The 17,604-nt window shown below is 64.8% G+C and carries 17 protein-coding genes and 1 pseudogene; 5 read left to right on the top strand and 13 right to left on the bottom strand.

The window, feature by feature from the left end:
* Nucleotides 1-608: 608 nt before the first annotated feature.
* Entirely contained in the window at nucleotides 609-1,517 is a 909-nt protein-coding gene (locus AC4D6D_RS18690; RefSeq protein ID WP_491328767.1) for an alpha/beta hydrolase, read from the top strand.
* A 131-nt stretch (nucleotides 1,518-1,648) separates the two neighbouring features.
* On the opposite strand, the pseudogene AC4D6D_RS18685 reads toward AC4D6D_RS18690, so the two are convergent.
* From AC4D6D_RS18685 to AC4D6D_RS18625, 13 genes and pseudogenes are all read right to left on the bottom strand, one after another.
* Nucleotides 1,649-1,907 (bottom strand): annotated as a pseudogene (locus tag AC4D6D_RS18685) (tyrosine-type recombinase/integrase); the annotation flags it as partial.
* Between the two features lie 171 nt (nucleotides 1,908-2,078).
* Nucleotides 2,079-3,302, bottom strand: coding sequence for an NAD(P)/FAD-dependent oxidoreductase (locus AC4D6D_RS18680; protein WP_491328530.1), 1,224 nt, complete (start codon nucleotides 3,300-3,302; stop codon nucleotides 2,079-2,081).
* The gene (gene pcaF / locus AC4D6D_RS18675; RefSeq protein WP_491328529.1) at nucleotides 3,302-4,504 is read right to left on the bottom strand and encodes a 3-oxoadipyl-CoA thiolase; all 1,203 of its coding nucleotides are present in this window, start codon (nucleotides 4,502-4,504) and stop codon (nucleotides 3,302-3,304) included. The genes AC4D6D_RS18680 and pcaF overlap by 1 nt, the downstream gene beginning before the upstream one ends.
* Before the next feature lie 6 nt (nucleotides 4,505-4,510).
* The gene (gene pcaD, locus AC4D6D_RS18670; RefSeq protein WP_491328528.1) at nucleotides 4,511-5,281 is read right to left on the bottom strand and encodes a 3-oxoadipate enol-lactonase; all 771 of its coding nucleotides are present in this window, start codon (nucleotides 5,279-5,281) and stop codon (nucleotides 4,511-4,513) included.
* Between the two features lie 3 nt (nucleotides 5,282-5,284).
* Nucleotides 5,285-5,602: a 2Fe-2S iron-sulfur cluster-binding protein gene (locus tag AC4D6D_RS18665; RefSeq protein WP_491328527.1), complete on the bottom strand. Its 318-nt coding sequence runs from the start codon at nucleotides 5,600-5,602 to the stop codon at nucleotides 5,285-5,287.
* 15 nt (nucleotides 5,603-5,617) lie between these two features.
* Nucleotides 5,618-6,268: a 3-oxoacid CoA-transferase subunit B gene (locus AC4D6D_RS18660; RefSeq protein ID WP_491328526.1), complete on the bottom strand. Its 651-nt coding sequence runs from the start codon at nucleotides 6,266-6,268 to the stop codon at nucleotides 5,618-5,620.
* Nucleotides 6,268-6,975 carry a CoA transferase subunit A gene (locus tag AC4D6D_RS18655; RefSeq protein ID WP_491328525.1) on the bottom strand — a complete coding sequence of 236 codons (708 nt, stop codon included), beginning with the start codon at nucleotides 6,973-6,975 and terminating at the stop codon, nucleotides 6,268-6,270. The genes AC4D6D_RS18660 and AC4D6D_RS18655 overlap by 1 nt, the downstream gene beginning before the upstream one ends.
* Before the next feature lie 13 nt (nucleotides 6,976-6,988).
* Nucleotides 6,989-7,774, bottom strand: coding sequence for a benzoate diol dehydrogenase BenD (gene benD, locus AC4D6D_RS18650; protein WP_491328524.1), 786 nt, complete (start codon nucleotides 7,772-7,774; stop codon nucleotides 6,989-6,991).
* A gap of 10 nt (nucleotides 7,775-7,784) precedes the next feature.
* Entirely contained in the window at nucleotides 7,785-8,297 is a 513-nt protein-coding gene (benB, locus tag AC4D6D_RS18645; protein ID WP_491328523.1) for a benzoate 1,2-dioxygenase small subunit, read from the bottom strand.
* Entirely contained in the window at nucleotides 8,294-9,652 is a 1,359-nt protein-coding gene (locus AC4D6D_RS18640; protein WP_491328522.1) for an SRPBCC family protein, read from the bottom strand. The genes benB and AC4D6D_RS18640 overlap by 4 nt, the downstream gene beginning before the upstream one ends.
* A gap of 24 nt (nucleotides 9,653-9,676) precedes the next feature.
* Entirely contained in the window at nucleotides 9,677-10,597 is a 921-nt protein-coding gene (locus AC4D6D_RS18635) for a dioxygenase family protein (protein ID WP_491328521.1), read from the bottom strand.
* A gap of 40 nt (nucleotides 10,598-10,637) precedes the next feature.
* Nucleotides 10,638-10,928, bottom strand: a complete 291-nt coding sequence (catC, locus tag AC4D6D_RS18630) for a muconolactone Delta-isomerase (protein WP_313442975.1) — start codon at nucleotides 10,926-10,928, stop codon at nucleotides 10,638-10,640.
* Nucleotides 10,929-10,931: 3 nt separating this feature from the next.
* Nucleotides 10,932-12,089, bottom strand: a complete 1,158-nt coding sequence (locus AC4D6D_RS18625; protein ID WP_491328520.1) for a muconate/chloromuconate family cycloisomerase — start codon at nucleotides 12,087-12,089, stop codon at nucleotides 10,932-10,934.
* Between the two features lie 112 nt (nucleotides 12,090-12,201).
* On the opposite strand from AC4D6D_RS18625, the gene AC4D6D_RS18620 reads away from it, so the two are divergent.
* The 4 genes from AC4D6D_RS18620 (at nucleotide 12,202) to AC4D6D_RS18605 (ending at nucleotide 17,328) form a co-directional block, all read left to right on the top strand.
* Nucleotides 12,202-13,125 (top strand): LysR substrate-binding domain-containing protein, encoded by a 924-nt coding sequence (locus AC4D6D_RS18620; RefSeq protein ID WP_491328519.1) that lies wholly within the window; start codon nucleotides 12,202-12,204, stop codon nucleotides 13,123-13,125.
* Between the two features lie 204 nt (nucleotides 13,126-13,329).
* A complete protein-coding gene (locus AC4D6D_RS18615) occupies nucleotides 13,330-14,577 on the top strand; it encodes an MFS transporter (RefSeq protein ID WP_491328518.1) in 1,248 nt (415 codons plus the stop codon).
* 10 nt (nucleotides 14,578-14,587) lie between these two features.
* Nucleotides 14,588-15,799, top strand: coding sequence for a benzoate/H(+) symporter BenE family transporter (locus AC4D6D_RS18610; RefSeq protein ID WP_491328517.1), 1,212 nt, complete (start codon nucleotides 14,588-14,590; stop codon nucleotides 15,797-15,799).
* A gap of 68 nt (nucleotides 15,800-15,867) precedes the next feature.
* A complete protein-coding gene (locus AC4D6D_RS18605; RefSeq protein ID WP_491328516.1) occupies nucleotides 15,868-17,328 on the top strand; it encodes an alginate export family protein in 1,461 nt (486 codons plus the stop codon).
* The last annotated feature ends 276 nt before the right edge of the window (nucleotides 17,329-17,604 follow it).

Here is a 17,604-nt window from a genome sequence, read left to right as displayed (position 1 = left end):
TTTGCGCCGATGGCGGGCGCGCCACCCCGCTCCCGACAATATCGACATAGACCGTCGCCTTACTATCGTTGCGCAAGCTAGTCGTCGGACTACAAGCTGCTAGCGCCCCGAGGGTCAATGGCCCCATCAATTTGAATTGCCACCTCACGCGCGCATTATGCCGTTCAACCGGATTGACCGCAATGTTGGCGGCTCCGGAAACGCGGGTTCTGGGTTAAAGTAGTGCAAAGCGGCCATCTGTCAGGTTTTATCAGGGGCCGCCATTCTACCAGCCTGAGAGGAACGGCTTAAGTTGGTCGACAGCCGCCGAAATATCTGACGGTCTGCACCGCGGAAGCGAAAATCGAGAGCTGAGTGACCGGGAAGGGTCGGGTTCTTCATATGGCGCAGCTCCGGCGCATTGTAGCTTGCTCATGTCTGGCGTGATTTCACGATGCAGTGATTGTCACAGCTGACCGGCAAACATGAGTGCAAGGCGCGGAGGTATAGGAAATTACTATGGGATTGCAAAATAAGCGTATTTGACCCTTTACGTTCGTAGATGTCATTCACCTTCCAAACAACAGGGGAGATCGTGGATGGCGACTGGCAAAATGGCCTATTTTGTTATGGCAATAGCATGCGTAGCAGCAGCAGGGAGTGCTGCTGCGCAGCCGGCCGACTATCCTGCCCCCGCTCCGGCAAGCGCGCCGGTCGAGACGGGCGCCATCCCGCTCTATGGCGCCAAGACGCCCGGATCTGCCGCCAACGAGAACTGGGCCCGATATTTCGGTAAGGCCTATGCGGTACGCAATGTTACCCGGCCCACTTTGACCCCGGTTCTTCCCGATCCCGCCAAAGCGACCGGCGCCGCTGTGATCGTTGCGCCCGGCGGCGCTTTCATGGCGCTTTCCATGTCGCACGAGGGCTGGGATGTAGCTCAGGCCCTTGCAGACCGCGGTATTGCCGCGTTCGTTCTGAAATATCGCCTCCTGCCAACCCCCAAGGACGAAGCCGAAGCCGGAAAATATGTATGGTCCAAGATGATGGAAGGCATTCCCGATCCGACTAAGCAACCGGTGTTGACCAATCCGCAGGCGACTGAAGATGGCCTTGCCGCGCTGAAGATGGTGCGCGAACATGCCGCCAAATGGGGCGTCGACCCCGCCCGCGTCGGCATGATCGGTTTTTCGGCAGGCGCCATGACCTCGCTCCAGACCGTCCTTGCCGCGAAGTCGGGCGAACGGCCTGCTTTCTTCGGGTACATCTATGGCCCGCAGGCAACGATCGACGTTCCGGCAGACGCATCGCCAATGTTCGATGCAATCGCTCTCGACGATCCCCTGTTTCCCTCGATGGGCTTCCCAATTGCGCAGGCCTGGCTCGCAGCCAAGCGGCCTGTAGAAATTCATGGCTACCAGCAGGGGAGCCATGGTTTCGGGCTCGGAAAGCCAAACACCACTACAACGCTCGTGTTAGACGAATTCACCGCGTGGCTTGCTATGCAGGGATTCTTGGCCAGAAAGACAGCCCCCTGACTGTGAAGCGCCTGAAACCGGCAGGTCTCTTCACGGCCATCCTCTCGGCAGGAAAATGGGAAAGCTGCCGGTCCGTGGTTGGGGAGCGAAACTGGGGCGCTGAGTGACTGGGAAGGGCGCTGAGCAGCCGCCACGCTGAGGTATCTGACCGTGCTTTCGATCTTCGTGTGCCCAAGCAAAATCTGGACGGCGCGGAGATTTCCAGTCGCCTTGTAGATGATCGACGCCTTGGTTCGGCGCAGAAAGCGGGTGCCATAATCTTCGCCGGGAAGTCCGATCCCCGTGACCCACTCGTCAACAAGGCGAGAATATGCCTGGTGCTTATGTGGGCTGCGTGATCGGTCCGGCTAGGAAATGAAAATCCTCCAAGGATCCACCTCTCAGGTGCAGACCGGCAGGTTTTGGGCGACCAACATGGATAGCTATTCGTGACTGTGCTACAGCTATGTCAGCTGCCGCTTTTACTCGTGTACGCTGCACCATACGCGATACAGGACGGCTAAGCCTGCAAATCTGCGCAACTGCTGCGAGCGGATGATATCCGGCCTGATCCACAACATATCACTGGACCAGTTCCTTGAGCGGCCTGTCCTTGTCCGCCAGCGCGGCGAGATCGGGCTTTGCCCCTGCCTCGACCAGCTTGCGGCCCTGGACGTAGTCCTTGACCATGTTCACGCAGTCGAGCGCGAGGACTTTGCCTTCCTTCAGGTAGATCACCGAGAAGCTGCGATCCTCGGGATTGCCGCGGATCACCGTCTGGTCGAAGCCGAGATTGATGCCAGCGGTCTGGAGCTTGAGGTCATACTGGTTGGACCAGAACCATGGGAAAGCCTTGTAGGGCTTCTCGTCCCCGCAGATCGCCTTGGCGACGCATGTGCCCATGTCGTTGGCGTTCTGCACCGATTCCACCCGCATCACGGTGCCGCCCGCAAAGTCGCAGGCGAAAGCGGCGCAGTCGCCGATCGCGTAGATGTCGGGCAGCGAAGTGCGGCAATATTCGTCCACATCGACGCCGTTCGCGCCCGCCGCACCGGCAAGGATCAGCGGACCGACCGCCGGGACGATGCCGATGCCGACGATCACCGCCTCGGCGGCCAGCACTTCGCCGTCTGCCAGCTTCACGCCGGTCACTTTATGGCCGTCGCCCACGAGGCAATCGACCGCAACGCCGGTGCGCAGATCGACGCCGTGGTCGCGGTGCTCGTCCTGATAGAAAGTCGAAAGCTCCTCGCCCGCCACGCGCGCCAGCACGCGCGGCAGCGCTTCCAGCAAGGTGACGTTGAGCTTCATCTTCGACAGCACCGCCGCCGCTTCGAGGCCGATGTAGCCGCCGCCGATCACGACCACGTTCTTCGTGCCCGCATCGACTTCGGCCATCAGCGTGTCGCAGTCCTCGCGGGTGCGCACGGCATGGACCCCGGCAAGGTCGGAGCCCGAACACGAAAGCCGACGCGGATCGCCGCCGGTGGCCCAGACCAGCTTGCCGTAGCCATGGCTCTCACCATTCGAGAGCGTCAGTTCATGCGCCTCGGGATCGACCTTGGTGACTTCGGTGCCGAGCTTGAAAGTGATCTCCTTCTCGGCCCAGAACGTCGGCGGGCGGATGTAGAGCCGGTCGAAGGTCTTCTCCCGCGCGAAATATTCCTTGGAGAGCGGCGGGCGCTCGTAAGGATATTCCGGCTCGCGGCCGATGACGGTGACGGTTCCCTCGAACCCGTTCTGGCGCAGGGCCAGCGCGCATTGCGCGCCCCCGTGTCCGGCTCCCACGATGACGACGTCTGCCATCAGACGCGCTCCATCAGCAGGGCAAGCCCTTGCCCGACGCCGATGCACATGAAAGCCAGCGCATAGCGCCCGCCGCCGCGCTGAAGCTCCTCGACCGCCGACATCGCGATGCGCGCGCCCGACATGCCGAGCGGATGGCCCAGTGCGATGGCGCCGCCGTTGGGGTTCACGCGCGGGTCGGCGGGATCGATCCCGAGTTCGCGCAAGGTGGCGATGGCCTGACTGGCGAAAGCCTCGTTGAGTTCGATGACGTCGAGCTGGTCCACGGTCAGTCCGCTGCGGGCGAGCACCTTGCGCGCCGCCTCGATCGGCCCGGCACCCATCACGCGCGGGGCGATACCTGCCGCCGCCATGCCGATCACACGGGCGCGCGGGGTGAGACCGTGGCGCTTCGCCGCCTCCTCGCTGGCGACCAGCATAGCCGCCGCGCCGTCGTTGAGGCCCGAGGCATTGCCTGCCGTCACCGTGCCGTCCACTTTCACCACCGGCTTCAGTTTCGCCAGTGCCTCAAGGCTGGTCGCGCGCAGATGCTCGTCGGCGGCGAAGAGGATCGGATCGCCCTTCTTCTGCGGGATCGTGACAGGCACGATCTCGGCGGCAAAGCGGCCACTAGCCTGCGCCGCCGCTGCCTTTTGCTGGCTGGCGAGGGCGAAGCGGTCCTGCTCCTCGCGGCTCACCTGCCACTGCCCGGCGACGTTCTCGCCGGTCTGCGGCATGGTATCGACGCCGTAGGCGGCCTTCATCGCCGGGTTGACGAACCGCCAGCCGAGCGTGGTGTCCTCGATCTTCTGGCCGCGCCCGAAGGCGCTGTCCGCCTTGCCCATGACATAAGGCGCGCGGGTCATGCTTTCGGCGCCGCCCGCGATCAGGAAGTCCGCGTCGCCGCTGCGGATCGCCTGCGCCGCCATGCCCAGGGCATTGAGGCCCGAGGAACAAAGCCGGTTGACCGTGACGCCCGGCACGCTCTCGCCCATGCCTGCCAGCAGCACGGCCATGCGCGCGACGTTGCGGTTGTCCTCCCCCGCCTGGTTGGCGCAGCCGAGGATCACGTCGTCGAGCAGGGACCAGTCCGCTTGCGCATTGCGCTCCATCAGCGCGCGCAGCGGGATCGCGGCAAGGTCGTCGGCGCGGACGCCGGAAAGCGAGCCGTTCAGCTTGCCGATGGGGGTGCGGATCGCGTCGCAGACGAATGCTTCGGACATGAGAAATCAGCCTTCAAGAAACGGAATGAGCGCGGCGGCGAGTGCCTCGGGGGCTTCGAGCGGGGCGAGATGGGCGGCTTCCAGCGCGACATGGGCCGCACCGGGGATGCGGGCGAGGAGATGTTCGCCGTGGCCTTCCATCGGCGTGGAGGTGTCGCGGGTGCCGGTCACCACCAGTGCCGGGCAGGCGATGCCGGAAATGCGGCTCTCAAGATCCATGTCGCGGATCGCCGCGCCGCAGCCCGCGTAGCCTTCAGCATCCATGGTCAGGAGCTGGCGGCGCACGGTTTCGTAGACGGCAGGTTCGGCGGCGTCCGACAGGAAGCGGCCCATCGCCAGATCGGCAATGGCGGCCATGCCCTCATCGCGTACTTTGGCGATGCGGTCGCTCCAGGAGGCGCTGTCCATCGTCACGGAGGTGCAGATCGGTGCCAGCTTCGTCACACGCTCAGGCGCGCGGAGTGCGAGTTCCATGCCCATCATGCCGCCCAGCGACACCCCCGCCAGCGCGAAGGCTTGCAGACCGGCGTGATCGGCCACCGACAGCACGTCATCCGCGAGCATGGCCATCGAAAAGTCGCCCGGCTCGGCCGCCGAGGCGCCGTGGCCGCGCGTGTCGATCCGCAGCAGGGCGAAGCGGTCGCGAAGATGGGGCAGGACGGCGTCCCAGAGGTCCATGTCCGTGCCGATCGAGTTGAGCAGCACCAGCGCCGGGCCCTCATCGCGCCCATCGCGCTTCCAGTAGAGAGCGGCTCCGGGAACCTGGGTGAAAGGCATGGTTCAATCCTCCGGGGCAATGGTGACGCGCAGGCCGTCCAGCGCGGCGGTCAAGGCGATCTGACACGAGAGGCGCGAGTGCGCGCCGCGATGGTCGGAGGAATCGAGCAGGTCGTTCTCGTCCTCTCCGGGGGCACCGGTCGTCTCCACCCAGCCCTCGTCCACAAAGACATGGCAGGTCGCGCAGGAACAGCAGCCTCCGCAAAGCGCAAGCAGTTCATCGAAGCCGCTGTCGCGAATGGCTTCCATCACGGTGACGCCCTCGCGGGTCTCGATCGCGGTTTCGTCTCCCGAACGGTCGACGACTATCAGTTTCGGCACCTGGATGTTCCTGTCTTACGCCGTTTCCAGCGCATGGACGAAGGGTGCGCCGGTCTTGGCGGTGACTTCCTCCAGCGTGACGCCGGGGGCGAGTTCCACCAAGGTCAGCCCACCCGCCTTGCGGTCGATGGCGAAGACGGCCAGATCGCTGACGATCATGTCCACCACGCGCTTGCCGGTGAGCGGCAGGGTGCAGGCGGGCAGGATCTTGGGATCGCCGTGCTTGGAAACGTGGTCCATCACCACGATCACCTTCTTCACCCCGGCGACGAGGTCCATGGCCCCGCCCATGCCCTTCACCATCTTGCCCGGGATCGTCCAGTTGGCGAGGTCGCCCTCGGCCGAGACTTCCATCGCGCCCAGCACGGCCATGTCGATATGACCGCCGCGGATCATCGCGAAGCTGTCCGCGCTTGAGAAGAAGCTGGAGGTCGGCAGCGCGGTGATCGTCTGCTTGCCGGCGTTGATCAGGTCGGGATCGACATCCTCGTCATAGGGGAACGGGCCGATGCCGAGCATGCCGTTCTCGCTCTGCAGCGTCACCTTGATGCCGGTCGGCACATGGTTCGCCACGAGGGTCGGAATGCCGATGCCGAGGTTCACGTAGTACCCATCGCGCAGTTCCTTCGCGGCGCGCGCGGCCATTTCATCGCGGGTCCAGCTCATTACGCGGCCTCCCTTTCACGGATCGTGCGCTTCTCGATGCGCTTCTCGTTGATGGTCGAAAGCACCACGCGGTCGACGTAGATGCCGGGGGTGTGGATGCAGTCCGGATCGAAAGTGCCGGCGGGGACGATTTCCTCGACCTCCGCCACGGTGACCTTGCCCGCCGTCGCCATGTTCGGATTGAAGTTGCGCGCGGTCTTGCGGAACATCAGGTTGCCCTCCTCGTCCGCGCGCCAGGCCTTGATGATCGACAGGTCGGCGCGCAGCCAGGTTTCGCGCACGTATTCCTCGCCCTCGAACACTTCGACCGGCTTGCCTTCGGCGACCACGGTGCCGACGCCCGTCTTGGTGTAGAACGCCGGAATGCCCGCGCCGCCCGCGCGAATGCGCTCAGCCAAAGTGCCCTGCGGGTTGAGTTCGAGTTCGAGTTCGCCCGAGAGATACTGGCTTTCGAACAGCTTGTTCTCACCCACGTAGGAGGAGATCATCTTCCGGATCTGGCGGCTTTCCAGCAGCATCCACAGGCCGAACCCGTCCGCGCCGGCGTTATTGGAAATGACCGTCAGGTTCTTCACGCCTGCCGCGCGGATTTCGGGGATCAGGCTCTCGGGATTGCCCGAGAGCCCGAAACCGCCCGACATGATCGTCATGCCGTCGAACAGCAGGCCGTCGAGGGCTGCGGCAGGGCTATCGTAGATTTTCGACATCGAGTGTCTCCGTTTAGCCGAGGTCGCCACCGGCAACCGGAAGTACCGTGCCGGTTACGTAGCTGGCCTCGTCCGAGGCGAGGAACAGGATCGGGGCGATCTGCTCCTCAAGAGTTCCGTAGCGTTTCAGGAAGGCGGAGGACGTCACCTGCTCCACCGCTTCCGCCATCCATGCCTGCTCCTGCGCGTTGTCGCCTTCGGCGTTGCGGGCGACACGGCGGGGGGGAGCGCTCGTGCCGCCCGGCGCCGTCGCGACGACACGAATGCCCGCTTCGGCGTATTCCATGGCGAGGCTCTGGGTCAGGCCGTTGATCCCGCCCTTGGCCGCCGAATAGGGCACCCGGCGAATGCCGCGCGTGGCGTTGGACGAGAGGTTGACGATGGTGCCCGCCCCTTGCGTGAGCATGGTCGGCAGCACCGCATGGCAGCAGTAGAGCGTGGGCATCAACGAGCGGCGGATTTCCGCATCGATCTGCGCAGGCTCGAACTCGGCATAGGGCCGCATCCGGATCGCGCCGCCGACATTGTTGATCAGGATGTCGATCCGCCCGAATGCCTCGACCGCCTTGGCCATCGCCATGGCCGCGCCTTCGTAAGTCTCAAGGTCGCAGCAGACGGAGACGGCTTTTCCGCCCGCCGCCACGATGGCCTGTTCCACCTCGGTCACGAATTCGGCGCGGTCCACCAGCACCACGCTGGCCCCTTCGGCAGCGGCACGGGTGGCGACACCGGCCCCGATGCCCTGCGCCGCGCCGGTCACGACCATGACCTTGCCTGCGAAACGTCCGGAGAAGATCATGCCGACCTCCTCAGACGTGGTAGATGTCGATGACCTGATGAATGTAGTCGTCCTTCAGGACGATCTTCTTCTTCAGGATCATGGGCGCATCGCCAGAGGTATCCAGCGTCAGGAACGTGGTTCCGAAGAACTGCTGCGTCTGCTGATAGCGGTGGCTCAGCGTGTGCCAGTTGTAGCGCAAGTCCACCTGCCCCTCGCGGCTCTCCAGTACTTCCACATTGGCGATGAAGTGCGCCGAGCGCGGTTCCGGGGTCGAGGCGGAGGAGCGTTCGGTGTTCAGGCGGTAGACGCGGTCTTCCAGCCCCTTCCGGTTGGCGTAGTAGATCAGCGAGATTTCGGTCTGCGGGTCGGTGCAGAGTTCATCGTCGTCGGTCCACGCCGGCATCCAGTATTCGGCGCTTTCGGAATAGCATTCCAGCCATTCGTCGAACCGGCGATCATCCAGCAGCCGCGCCTCGCGGTAGAGGAAGGCGCAAATATCGCAGTAGGACAGCGTTTCTCGGGTCATGTCGAGCGTGCTCATTCCGCCGCCTCCATCATCGGCGGCTGATTGGCCGCGTCCTTCGCCAGACCGTCCAGCATGATCTGCGCCCAGAACTCATGCTGGCGCACGAAGAGGCCCTCGTCCTCGCTGCGCTCGCTGGAGAGCAGCGGGTTCATGCCCATCGCGGCGGCATTGGCGTCCGGCCCGTGTATCCAGCGCTTGGCCCCGCGGCTGAGGTCGTTCCACAGCTCGCCCGCGCCTTCGTAAGCCTTCTGGCAGGACCGGAATTCCTCCAGATCGTCGGGCGTGCCCATGCCGGTGACGTTGAAGAAATCCTCGTACTGGCGGATGCGGTGGGCGCGGTCCTCGGCGCTCTCGCCCCTGGGGGCGTAGCAGTAGATCGTCACTTCGGTGGTGTGAACGTCGATCGGGCGGACCACGCGGATCTGCGTGGAGAACTGGTCCATCAGGAACACGTTGGGATAGAGCGCCAGATTGCGCGTCTGTTCGATGATGAACTTGGCCCGCTCTTCACCCAGCCGCGCGTCCAGTTCCGGCTTGTGGTTCCAGATCGGCCGCACTTCGGGATTGATCACCTGCGTCCAGAGCAGGATGTGGCCATGTTCGAAGCCGTAGACGCCGCTGGCGGGCGCCTTGGACCAGCCATTGGCATCCACCGCCTTGGTCCCGCCCTCCGCGCGGCGGCCCATGGTGGACTGGTAGTTTTCGTGAACGGAGCTGACGTGATAGCCGTCGCAGCCGTTCTCCATCTGCATCTTCCAGTTGCCGTCGAAGGTGTAGGTGGAATTGCCGGTCAGCACTTCCAGCCCTTCGGGCGCCTGATCGACCATCTGGTCGATGATGACTTTCGCCTCGCCCAGATGCTGTTCCAGCGGCAGCACATTGTGGTTCAGCGATCCGAACACGAAGCCGCGATAGCTCTCGACGCGCAGGCGCGTCAGGTCGTGCGAGCCTTCATGGTCGAAGCTTTCCGGATAGGCGCCGGTGCTGGCATCCTTGGCGCGCAGGAGCTTGCCGTCGGTCTTGAAGCTCCAGCCGTGGAACGGGCAGACGAACAGCGGCTGGTTGCCCCGCTTGCGGCGGCACAGCTTGGCGCCGCGATGCGCGCAGGCATTGACCACGCCGTTGATCGCGCCGTCCTTCGCGCGGGTAAGGATCACGGGCGTGCGCCCGATGAAGGTCGTGAAGTAATCGTTCTTGTTTGGAAGCTGGCTTTCGTGGGCGAGGTACACCCAGTTGCTTTCGAAGATGTACTTCATTTCCAGTTCGAACAGCGCCGGATCGGTGAAGACGTCCCGGCGGCAGCGGAACTCTCCGGTTTCGACGTCATCGACCACGGCGGTCGAGACCCGGTGCATGAGGTGTTCGTACATGATCCTGTCTCCCGTATTCTGTGATCAGGCCGTTTCGGTCTGCTTCTGCGGCTCGGCTTCGGCGCGGGCGCGGGACGAGAAGTGCTCATCATCCGCGTCGGCGGCGCGCTGCATCTGGAAGTCGAACTGGATGTAGGCGCTGTCGCCCTGGCGGCTGGGCACCGGCAGCAAGCCCTCGCGGGTGCCGAAAGCGAAGTCGTCGGCCGCGAAGGGATCGTCGCCGAAGTTGATCTGCGTGGTCAGCGTGCGATAGCCCGGCGCTTCGATGAAGAAGTGGACGTGGGCGGGGCGATTGCCGTGGCGGCCCAGCGCCTGCATCAGCTGGTCGGTCGATCCGCCCGGCGGCACCGAATAGCCGCTCGGCTGCTTGGAATGGAACGCATAGCGCCCGTCCTTGCCCAGCTTGATGCGGCGGCGGTTGTTGAACGGGGTCTGTTCGCCGGTCGGGTCGAAGTGCGAATACCAACCCTTCGAATTGGCGTGCCAGACGTGGACGATCGCGTTCTCCACCGCTTCGCCGTCCGGGCCGGTGACATTGCCGGTCATGTGCAGGACCGTGGTGCCCTCGTCCTCGTCCACGCTGAGGTTGGCATTACCCTCAACCAGCGGCGCGCCGGCGACGTAGAGCGGCCCTTCGATAGTGCGCGGAGTGCCGCCGGAGAGGCCGGCCTCGGCATCCTTGGCGTCCATGTAGAGGTCCAGGAAGTGCTCAAGGCCCGTGCCCGGCACGATCAGGCCGATCTCGCCCGCGCTGTCCGAAAGGTACTTCATGGCGAGCCAGAACTCGCTTTCGGAAATGTCGTGGCGGACGATCAGCTCCATCACCGATTCGGTAAGGTCACGCATGATCGCCTTGAGGCGCTGGCTGCCGCCGCTCTCGTTCACGCCGGCGGCGCGGTCGAGCAACTGCTGGATTTCCGGGGTCTTTACGAAGCTGACGTCCATTTTATTCTCTCCCAAGGACTGAATTCAGTGGCTCCGGCGATCAGCGATCGTCGTCATGGATGGAGGATGGGTGCCGGGCGAGCGGCGTGACCTTCATGGTCATGAAGGGGTAGAGCGGCAGCGCCATGAGCGTGTCATGCAGCGCCGCATTGCTCTCGACATCGAAGATCGAGACGTTGGAATAGAGCCCGACCTTGCGCCAGATGTGGCGCCAGGTGCCCGCCTGCTGGAGCTTCTGGAAATAGGCCTTCTCGGCCGCCTTGATCTTCGCGGCTTCTTCCGCGTCGAAGTCCAGCGGGATGTTGACGTCCATTTCGACCATGAACAGCATGGCTCAGGCTCCTGCATTTACGGCGTGAAGGCGCGGACCGGAACGGTCACGCCGGAAAAAGGCGATCTTGTCGGGATCGAGCGCGATGCCGAGGCCGGGGCCGGTCGGCACCTTCAGCGAAAAGTCGCCGTAGCCGAGCGGCTCGGTGAGGATTTCCTCGGTCTGCAGCAGCGGGCCGAACAGTTCGGTACCCCAGGCAAGCTCGGGAACGGTGGCGAAGACATGGGCCGAAGCCGCCGTGCCCACGCCGCCTTCCAGCATCGTGCCGCCATAGAGGCCGATGCCCGCCGCGGTGCCGATGGCGGCCACATCGGCGGTGGCGAAAAGCCCGCCGGACTGCGCGATCTTCAGCGCGAAGACGCCCGCCGCGCCGGCAGCGGCAATCCGCAGCGCGGTGCGCGGGCCGTGCAGCGCCTCGTCCGCCATCAGCGGCACCGCCTGCGTGGTGGCAAGGCGGGTCATCGCCGCAATGTCGTCCCCGGCGATGGGCTGTTCGACCAGATCGCAGCCGACATCCTGCAGCATCGCCATGCCCAGCTTGGCCTGCGCCTCGCTCCAGTTCTGGTTCACGTCCACGCGCACGCTGGCGCGATCACCCAGTGCCTTGCAGATCGCGCCGACATGGGCGACGTCCGCCCGCACATCGCGCTTGCCGATCTTCAGCTTGAAGATGCGGTGGCGGCGCAGGGACAGCATTTCCTCGCCCTCGGCAATGTCGCGTGCGGTGTCTCCGCTGGCGAGGGTCCAGGCCACCGGCATGTCGTCACGCACGCGGCCACCGCCGATGAGGTCAGAGACCGGCACGCCCAGCCGCTTGCCCGCTATGTCCAGCAGCGCCGTCTCCACCGCGCACTTGGCGAAGTGGTTACCGCGTACGCACTTGGCGACCTTGGCCATCGTCGCGCCGACATGGGCGATGTCGCAGGTCTTCAGGACCGGAACGATATAGGTGTCGATGGCGGACTTGATGCTTTCCGGGCTTTCCTCGCCATAGCTAAGGCCGCCGATCGTGGTGCCCTCGCCAATGCCCTCGACGCCGTCACCGTCCGTCAGGCGGACGATCACCATCGCCTGCGAATGCATCGTGGCCATGGCCAGCACATGCGGGCGGATCGTCGGTACATCGACGATTAAGGTATCAGCCTGGCTCAACAGGGCCATTGCAGCGACTCTCCCGAATGTTTAGCTTTCGAGAGGAAAGTTAGGCCCCGGCCGCAACGGCTGCAAAGATCAATGCGGTTACAGGTCCATACCTGAGAGGTATAATATCGTGATGGACGTGCGCCTTCTGCGCTATTTCGTGGCCGTGGCGGACGAAGGGAACTTCAATCGCGCCGCCGAGCGGCTGCACATCGCCCAGCCGCCGCTTTCGCGCGCGATCCAGCAGCTGGAGGCCCATGTCGGCGCACCGCTGCTCGATCGCGGCACGCGCCCGCTGCGGCTCACCGCCGTCGGCCGCCTGCTCCACGAACAGGCCCTGCAAGTCTTGGCCCGCATGGAGGATGTGGAGGCCATGGTCAGGGCCGCCGCCACCAGCAAGCGACGGCGGCTGGTGATCGGTTTCGTCGCCTCAACCATCTATGCGCGCCTGCCCGAACTGATCCGGGAATTCCGCAAGGCGGCGGAGAACGTGGAACTGGTCATGGTGGAAGCCACCACGCTGGACCAGATCGCCGCGCTGAAGGACGGGCGCATCGACGTCGGCTTCGGACGCATCCGCTTCGAGGACCCTTCGGTCCGCCGCATCATTCTGCGCAACGAGAAACTCGTGGCCGCCTTCCCGGTCGACCACCCTTTAGCCATCGGGAGCGGGCCGATCTCGCTGCGCGACCTGGCCGACGAGCCGCAGATCATCTATCCGCGCGCGCCCCGCCCCAGCTATGCCGACCAGGTGATCTCGCTGTTCCGCGATCATTCGATAGAGCCGCGGATCGTTCACGAGGCGCGCGAACTGCAGATCGCCATCGGTCTCGTCGCGGCCGAGGAAGGCATGGCCATCGTCCCGGAATCGGTGCGCCGCGCGCGCAGCCACGATGTCGCCTTCCGCGAACTGGTGGAACCGGCCACTTCCCCCATCATCATGAGCCACCGTCCGGGAGACCGCTCTCCCGAACTGGCGCTCATGGCCTCGGTGATCGCGCGGCAATATGCGCAGTGGGGCTACGACGTCCCCTCCGCACTTGGCGAGGAATTGTGACCGGCGCGTTTCCGGCGATACCCGCTGCGTATTCGCATCGGACTTAAACGGTATTTGTTGAACCCCTACTGGTCATTCACTTTCCCGGAAAATCACACAACGTGAAATGGGAGAGAAGTCGATATGCAAGGTATCGATGTAAGTCGCTTAGTCGACGAAGCCAGATTCGGAAATCTGCATCTCAAGATAATCATAGCCTGCGCATTGCTTCTAATAGTCGATGGCTACGACGTATTCATTTACGGCGTCGTTCTTCCCAAGCTGATGGAGCAGTGGCAACTCACCGCGCCCGAGGCCGGTTCTTTGGCAAGCTGGGCGCTGTTCGGCATGATGTCCGGCGCGCTTCTGTTCGGACCGATGGGCGACCGGATCGGCCGCAAGAAGTGCATCACTCTCTGCTTCACCCTGTTCAGCGCCGCGACCTTCCTGAACGGCTTCGTGACGACGCCGACGACGTTCGGCCTGCTGCGCTTCGCCGCGGGCCTGGGCTGCGGCGGGTTGATGCCCAATGCCGTCGCGCTGACCAACGAATATGCGCCCAAGCGGATGCGCAGCACGCTCGTGGCGCTGATGTTCAGCGGCTATGCGGTGGGCGGCATGGTCGCGGCGGGGCTCGGCATCTGGTTGCTGCCGCGGTTCGGCTGGCAGGCGATGTTCCTGGCCGCCGCCGTGCCGCTGGCGCTGCTTCCGCTGATCCTGCGCGGCCTGCCGGAATCGGTCGGCTTCCTGGTGCGCAAGGGCGAACAGGACAAGGCCCGCGCGATCCTTCGCCAGATTTCCCCTAAGGCCGCCACCGGCGCGCCGCTGGTCCTGGGCGAGGCCGACGCGGGCCGCGCCTCGGTGGGCGAGCTGTTCCGGCATGACCGCACCCTGGGCACGCTGTCCATGTGGCTGTGCTTCTTCTGCTGCCTGCTGATGGTCTATGCGCTGGGGTCGTGGTTGCCGCAGCTGATGCGCAGTGCCGGATATAGCCTGGGGTCCAGCCTCTCGTTCCTGCTCGCGCTCAATTTCGGCGGCATGTTCGGCGCGATCATGGGCGGCCGCCTCGCCGACCGCTTCGGGCTGCCCCGCGTGGTCATGGCCTATTTCGCCCTGGGCGCGCTGTGCATCGCCCTGCTCGGCCTGAACAGTGCCATGCCGGTGCTCTACTTGCTGATCTTCATCGCCGGCGCCGGCACCACCGGCACGCAGATCCTGCTCTATGCCAGTGTCGCGGAGTTCTACAGCCTCTCCGTGCGCTCCACCGGGCTGGGCTGGGCCTCGGGAATGGGCCGGGTCGGCGCGATCGTCGGACCGATGCTGGGCGGGCTGCTGCTCGCGGCAGAACTGCCGATGGCGCTCAACTTTCTCGCCTTCTCCATTCCGGGCCTCGTCTCCGTGCTGGCGACCGCGCTCTACATGGTGAGCCGCCGCCAGCAGCGCAGCCGGGAAGCCTACGCCCTCGCGGCGTGAACGGACGATCATGACCACCACCATCGACACGCTCCCGACAGACGGCCAGACATCGATGGTCCCGGCAATCGTCGCCGGGGTCATTGCCACCACCATATCCTATGCCGGACCGCTGGTGATCGTGTTCCAGGCCGCTCAAGGGCTGGAACCGGCCATCGTCGCCTCGTGGATCTGGGCGATCTCGATCGGCAGCGGGCTACTGGGCGTCGTGCTGAGCTGGCGCTGGCGCGTACCGATCGTGGTGGCATGGTCGGCGCCGGGTTCGGCGCTGCTGGTGACGATGCTGCCGCAGACGGACTTCGCCACGGCCATAGGCGCCTATATCGTCGCCAACCTCGCGATCCTGGCAGTGGGCGTTTCCGGCGCATTCGACCGGCTGATGAAGCGCCTGCCCGCCGCGATCACCGCCGCCATGCTGGCCGGGATCCTGTTCCGCTTCGTGATCGACATGGTCGGCGCCGTGCCCTCCGCGCCCGTCATGGTGATCGCGATGATCGCCGCGTTCTTCACCGGACGCGTGCTCGCCCCGCGCTATGCCGTGGTGGCCGTACTGGTGACAGGCGTGGTGCTGACCCTGCTGGACGGCGGCCTCTCCGGCACTGTCGCCGCCCCTCGCCTGACCATGCCGGTCTGGACCACCCCCCGTTTCGACTGGGCTGCCACCGCCAGCATCGCCGTGCCCCTGGCCGTCGTGGCGCTGACTGGACAGTTCCTTCCCGGCATCGCCGTGCTGCGCGCCGCAGGCTACGAGACGCCGCCCGCGCGCCCGATCGTTTCGGCCAGCGCGATAGGCTCGATCCTGCTCGCGCCGTTCGGCTGCCACGGCCTGAACCTGGCGGCATTCACCGCCGCGATCTGCCTCGGCCCGGATGCGCATCCCGATCCGGCGAAGCGCTATCTCGCGGGGATCGCGGGCGGCGTGACCTACCTCGTCTTCGGCGCCTTCGCGGCGACCGTTCTGGCCCTGTTCGCCACTTTGCCCAAAACGCTAATCGCCGCGCTGGCCGGGCTGGCGCTGTTTCCGGTCGTCTCCGGCTCGCTAAGCACCGCCTTGCGCGCGGAGCAGGGCCGCGACGGGGCGCTCGTCACATTTGCAGTCAGTGCTTCGGGCATGACGCTGGCGGGCCTCGGCTCCGCCTTCTGGGGCCTGATCTTCGGCCTGGCCGTGCACTGGCTCCAGGTTTTCGCGTCCAGAGCGCTGCGCAAGACGGCGATGACATAGCTGCTGCGACATGGCGGCTAGGATTAGCCGCCTCTTTCAGAACAAACGAAAAATTCGGGAGAGTATCGATGTTCCAGATCATGGCGCATGCCCTGACCGCAGCCACCGCGCAGGTGCCCGCACAAGCACCTGTGTCGGTATCGGCGCAAGCCCCCGCCGAGGCGGCCACCGCAACACAGACCGCCGCGACCGAGATCGCAGCACCGCAAAGCCCGAACCGCCCCAAGGCACCAAGGCCCGCATTCAAGCCGATCAACCACGACGAAGACTATTCCAGCTTCCGCGCCGTGCGCGACGCCAATCTCTGGACCCGGATCAAATACATTCCGCTGGCGGGCAACACCTATGCCTCGCTCGGCGGTGAACTGCGCCTGCGCCCCGAACTGCGCATCGGCGAGCGCTGGGGTCGCGGCCCGCAAGATGACGACGGCAACTTCCAGCAGCGCACCCGTGTCTGGGGCGACCTCCAGATCGAAGGCCTGCTGCGCGCCTTCGTGGACCTGGAACACGCCACCAGCACCGGACTCGATTCCGTGGTCGCACCGATCGAGGAAGGCCGCCTGGACTTCAACCAGGCCTTCGTCGAAGCGCATGTTCCGGTCGGCAATGCCCGGATCACCGCACGCTTCGGCCGACAGGAAATCGGTATCGGCAACCAGACCGTGTTCGACATGCGCGAAGGCGCCAATACCCGCCGCTCGCTGGACCTGCTGCGCGTCATGGGAACAATGGGCCCGTGGGATGGCGGCTTCCTCACCGGCCACGCGGTACTCGAAAAGCTGGGCACGTTCGACGACGAGACCAATCACGACTACGACCTCACCGGGCTCCACGCCGGCCGCACCTTCGGCGCCGGAAACCACACGGGCCGGGCCGAAATGCTGTTCGTCGCTTCCGATCGCGCCAGCGTGTCCTTCGCCACCGCGCCCGCCGCGCGCGACAAGCGCCGCACCCTGTCGCTGCGTTACGCCGGGAAGGCCGATGCCTGGAGCGTCGATCTGGAGGGCATCCGGCAATGGGGTTCGTTCGGGAACCTCGACATCGATGCCTACTACGTCACCGGCACCATCGCCCACGGCTGGCAGGGAGGGTGGAAGCCCAAGCTGGCCCTGCGCATCGACGTAGGTTCGGGCGATCGCAATCCCGGCGATGGAAAGGCCGGAACCTATGGCCCGCTGTTCCCCAAGCCGCTCACCTACAACGGCGACCTGGGACCGCATAACCTGACGATCTTCCAACCGATGCTGACGCTACAGCCGACGGCGAAACTGACGCTCGACTTTTCGGCGGCAGGCCTGTGGCGCACTTCGATCCACGACGGCGTCTATTCGCTGGGCGGCCAAGTGCTGCGCCGCGCCGACGAAACCGATTCCCGTTTCTTCGGAAAGCGTGCGACTGCGGCCGGGCGATATGCTCTCAACCCTTTCACCACGCTCGGCTTCTACACGATCTACGGTGACGTTTCCGAGAAGTTCAAGCCGGGGCGTGACTTGTTCTACGCCGCCGCATACCTAACGTTCCGCATATGAAATGGGCCTTTTTTCCCGCCCTTACTTACGAGGAGCTTCATCTTCGCAACATCCGACCGAGGCCATGGGGGGATGTATCGACCATCGGCACGCAGGGCAGGATGCCCGTACCGTCGTATCCAGCACTTGCTCGCGATTGTAACAGCCACGATCGGCCAACACCGTAATCTGGTACGAACCGGGAGCCCGGCGCCGCCTGCCCCATAGACACTACCTGCTTGCGATCGTGACCAACACCGTCTTTCGCCGTCTAGCCGTTTCGCACTTCCGGTGTGT

The sequence above is a fragment of the Novosphingobium sp. BF6 genome, assembly GCF_058273105.1.
This window is presented reverse-complemented; position numbering and strand designations above follow the sequence as displayed.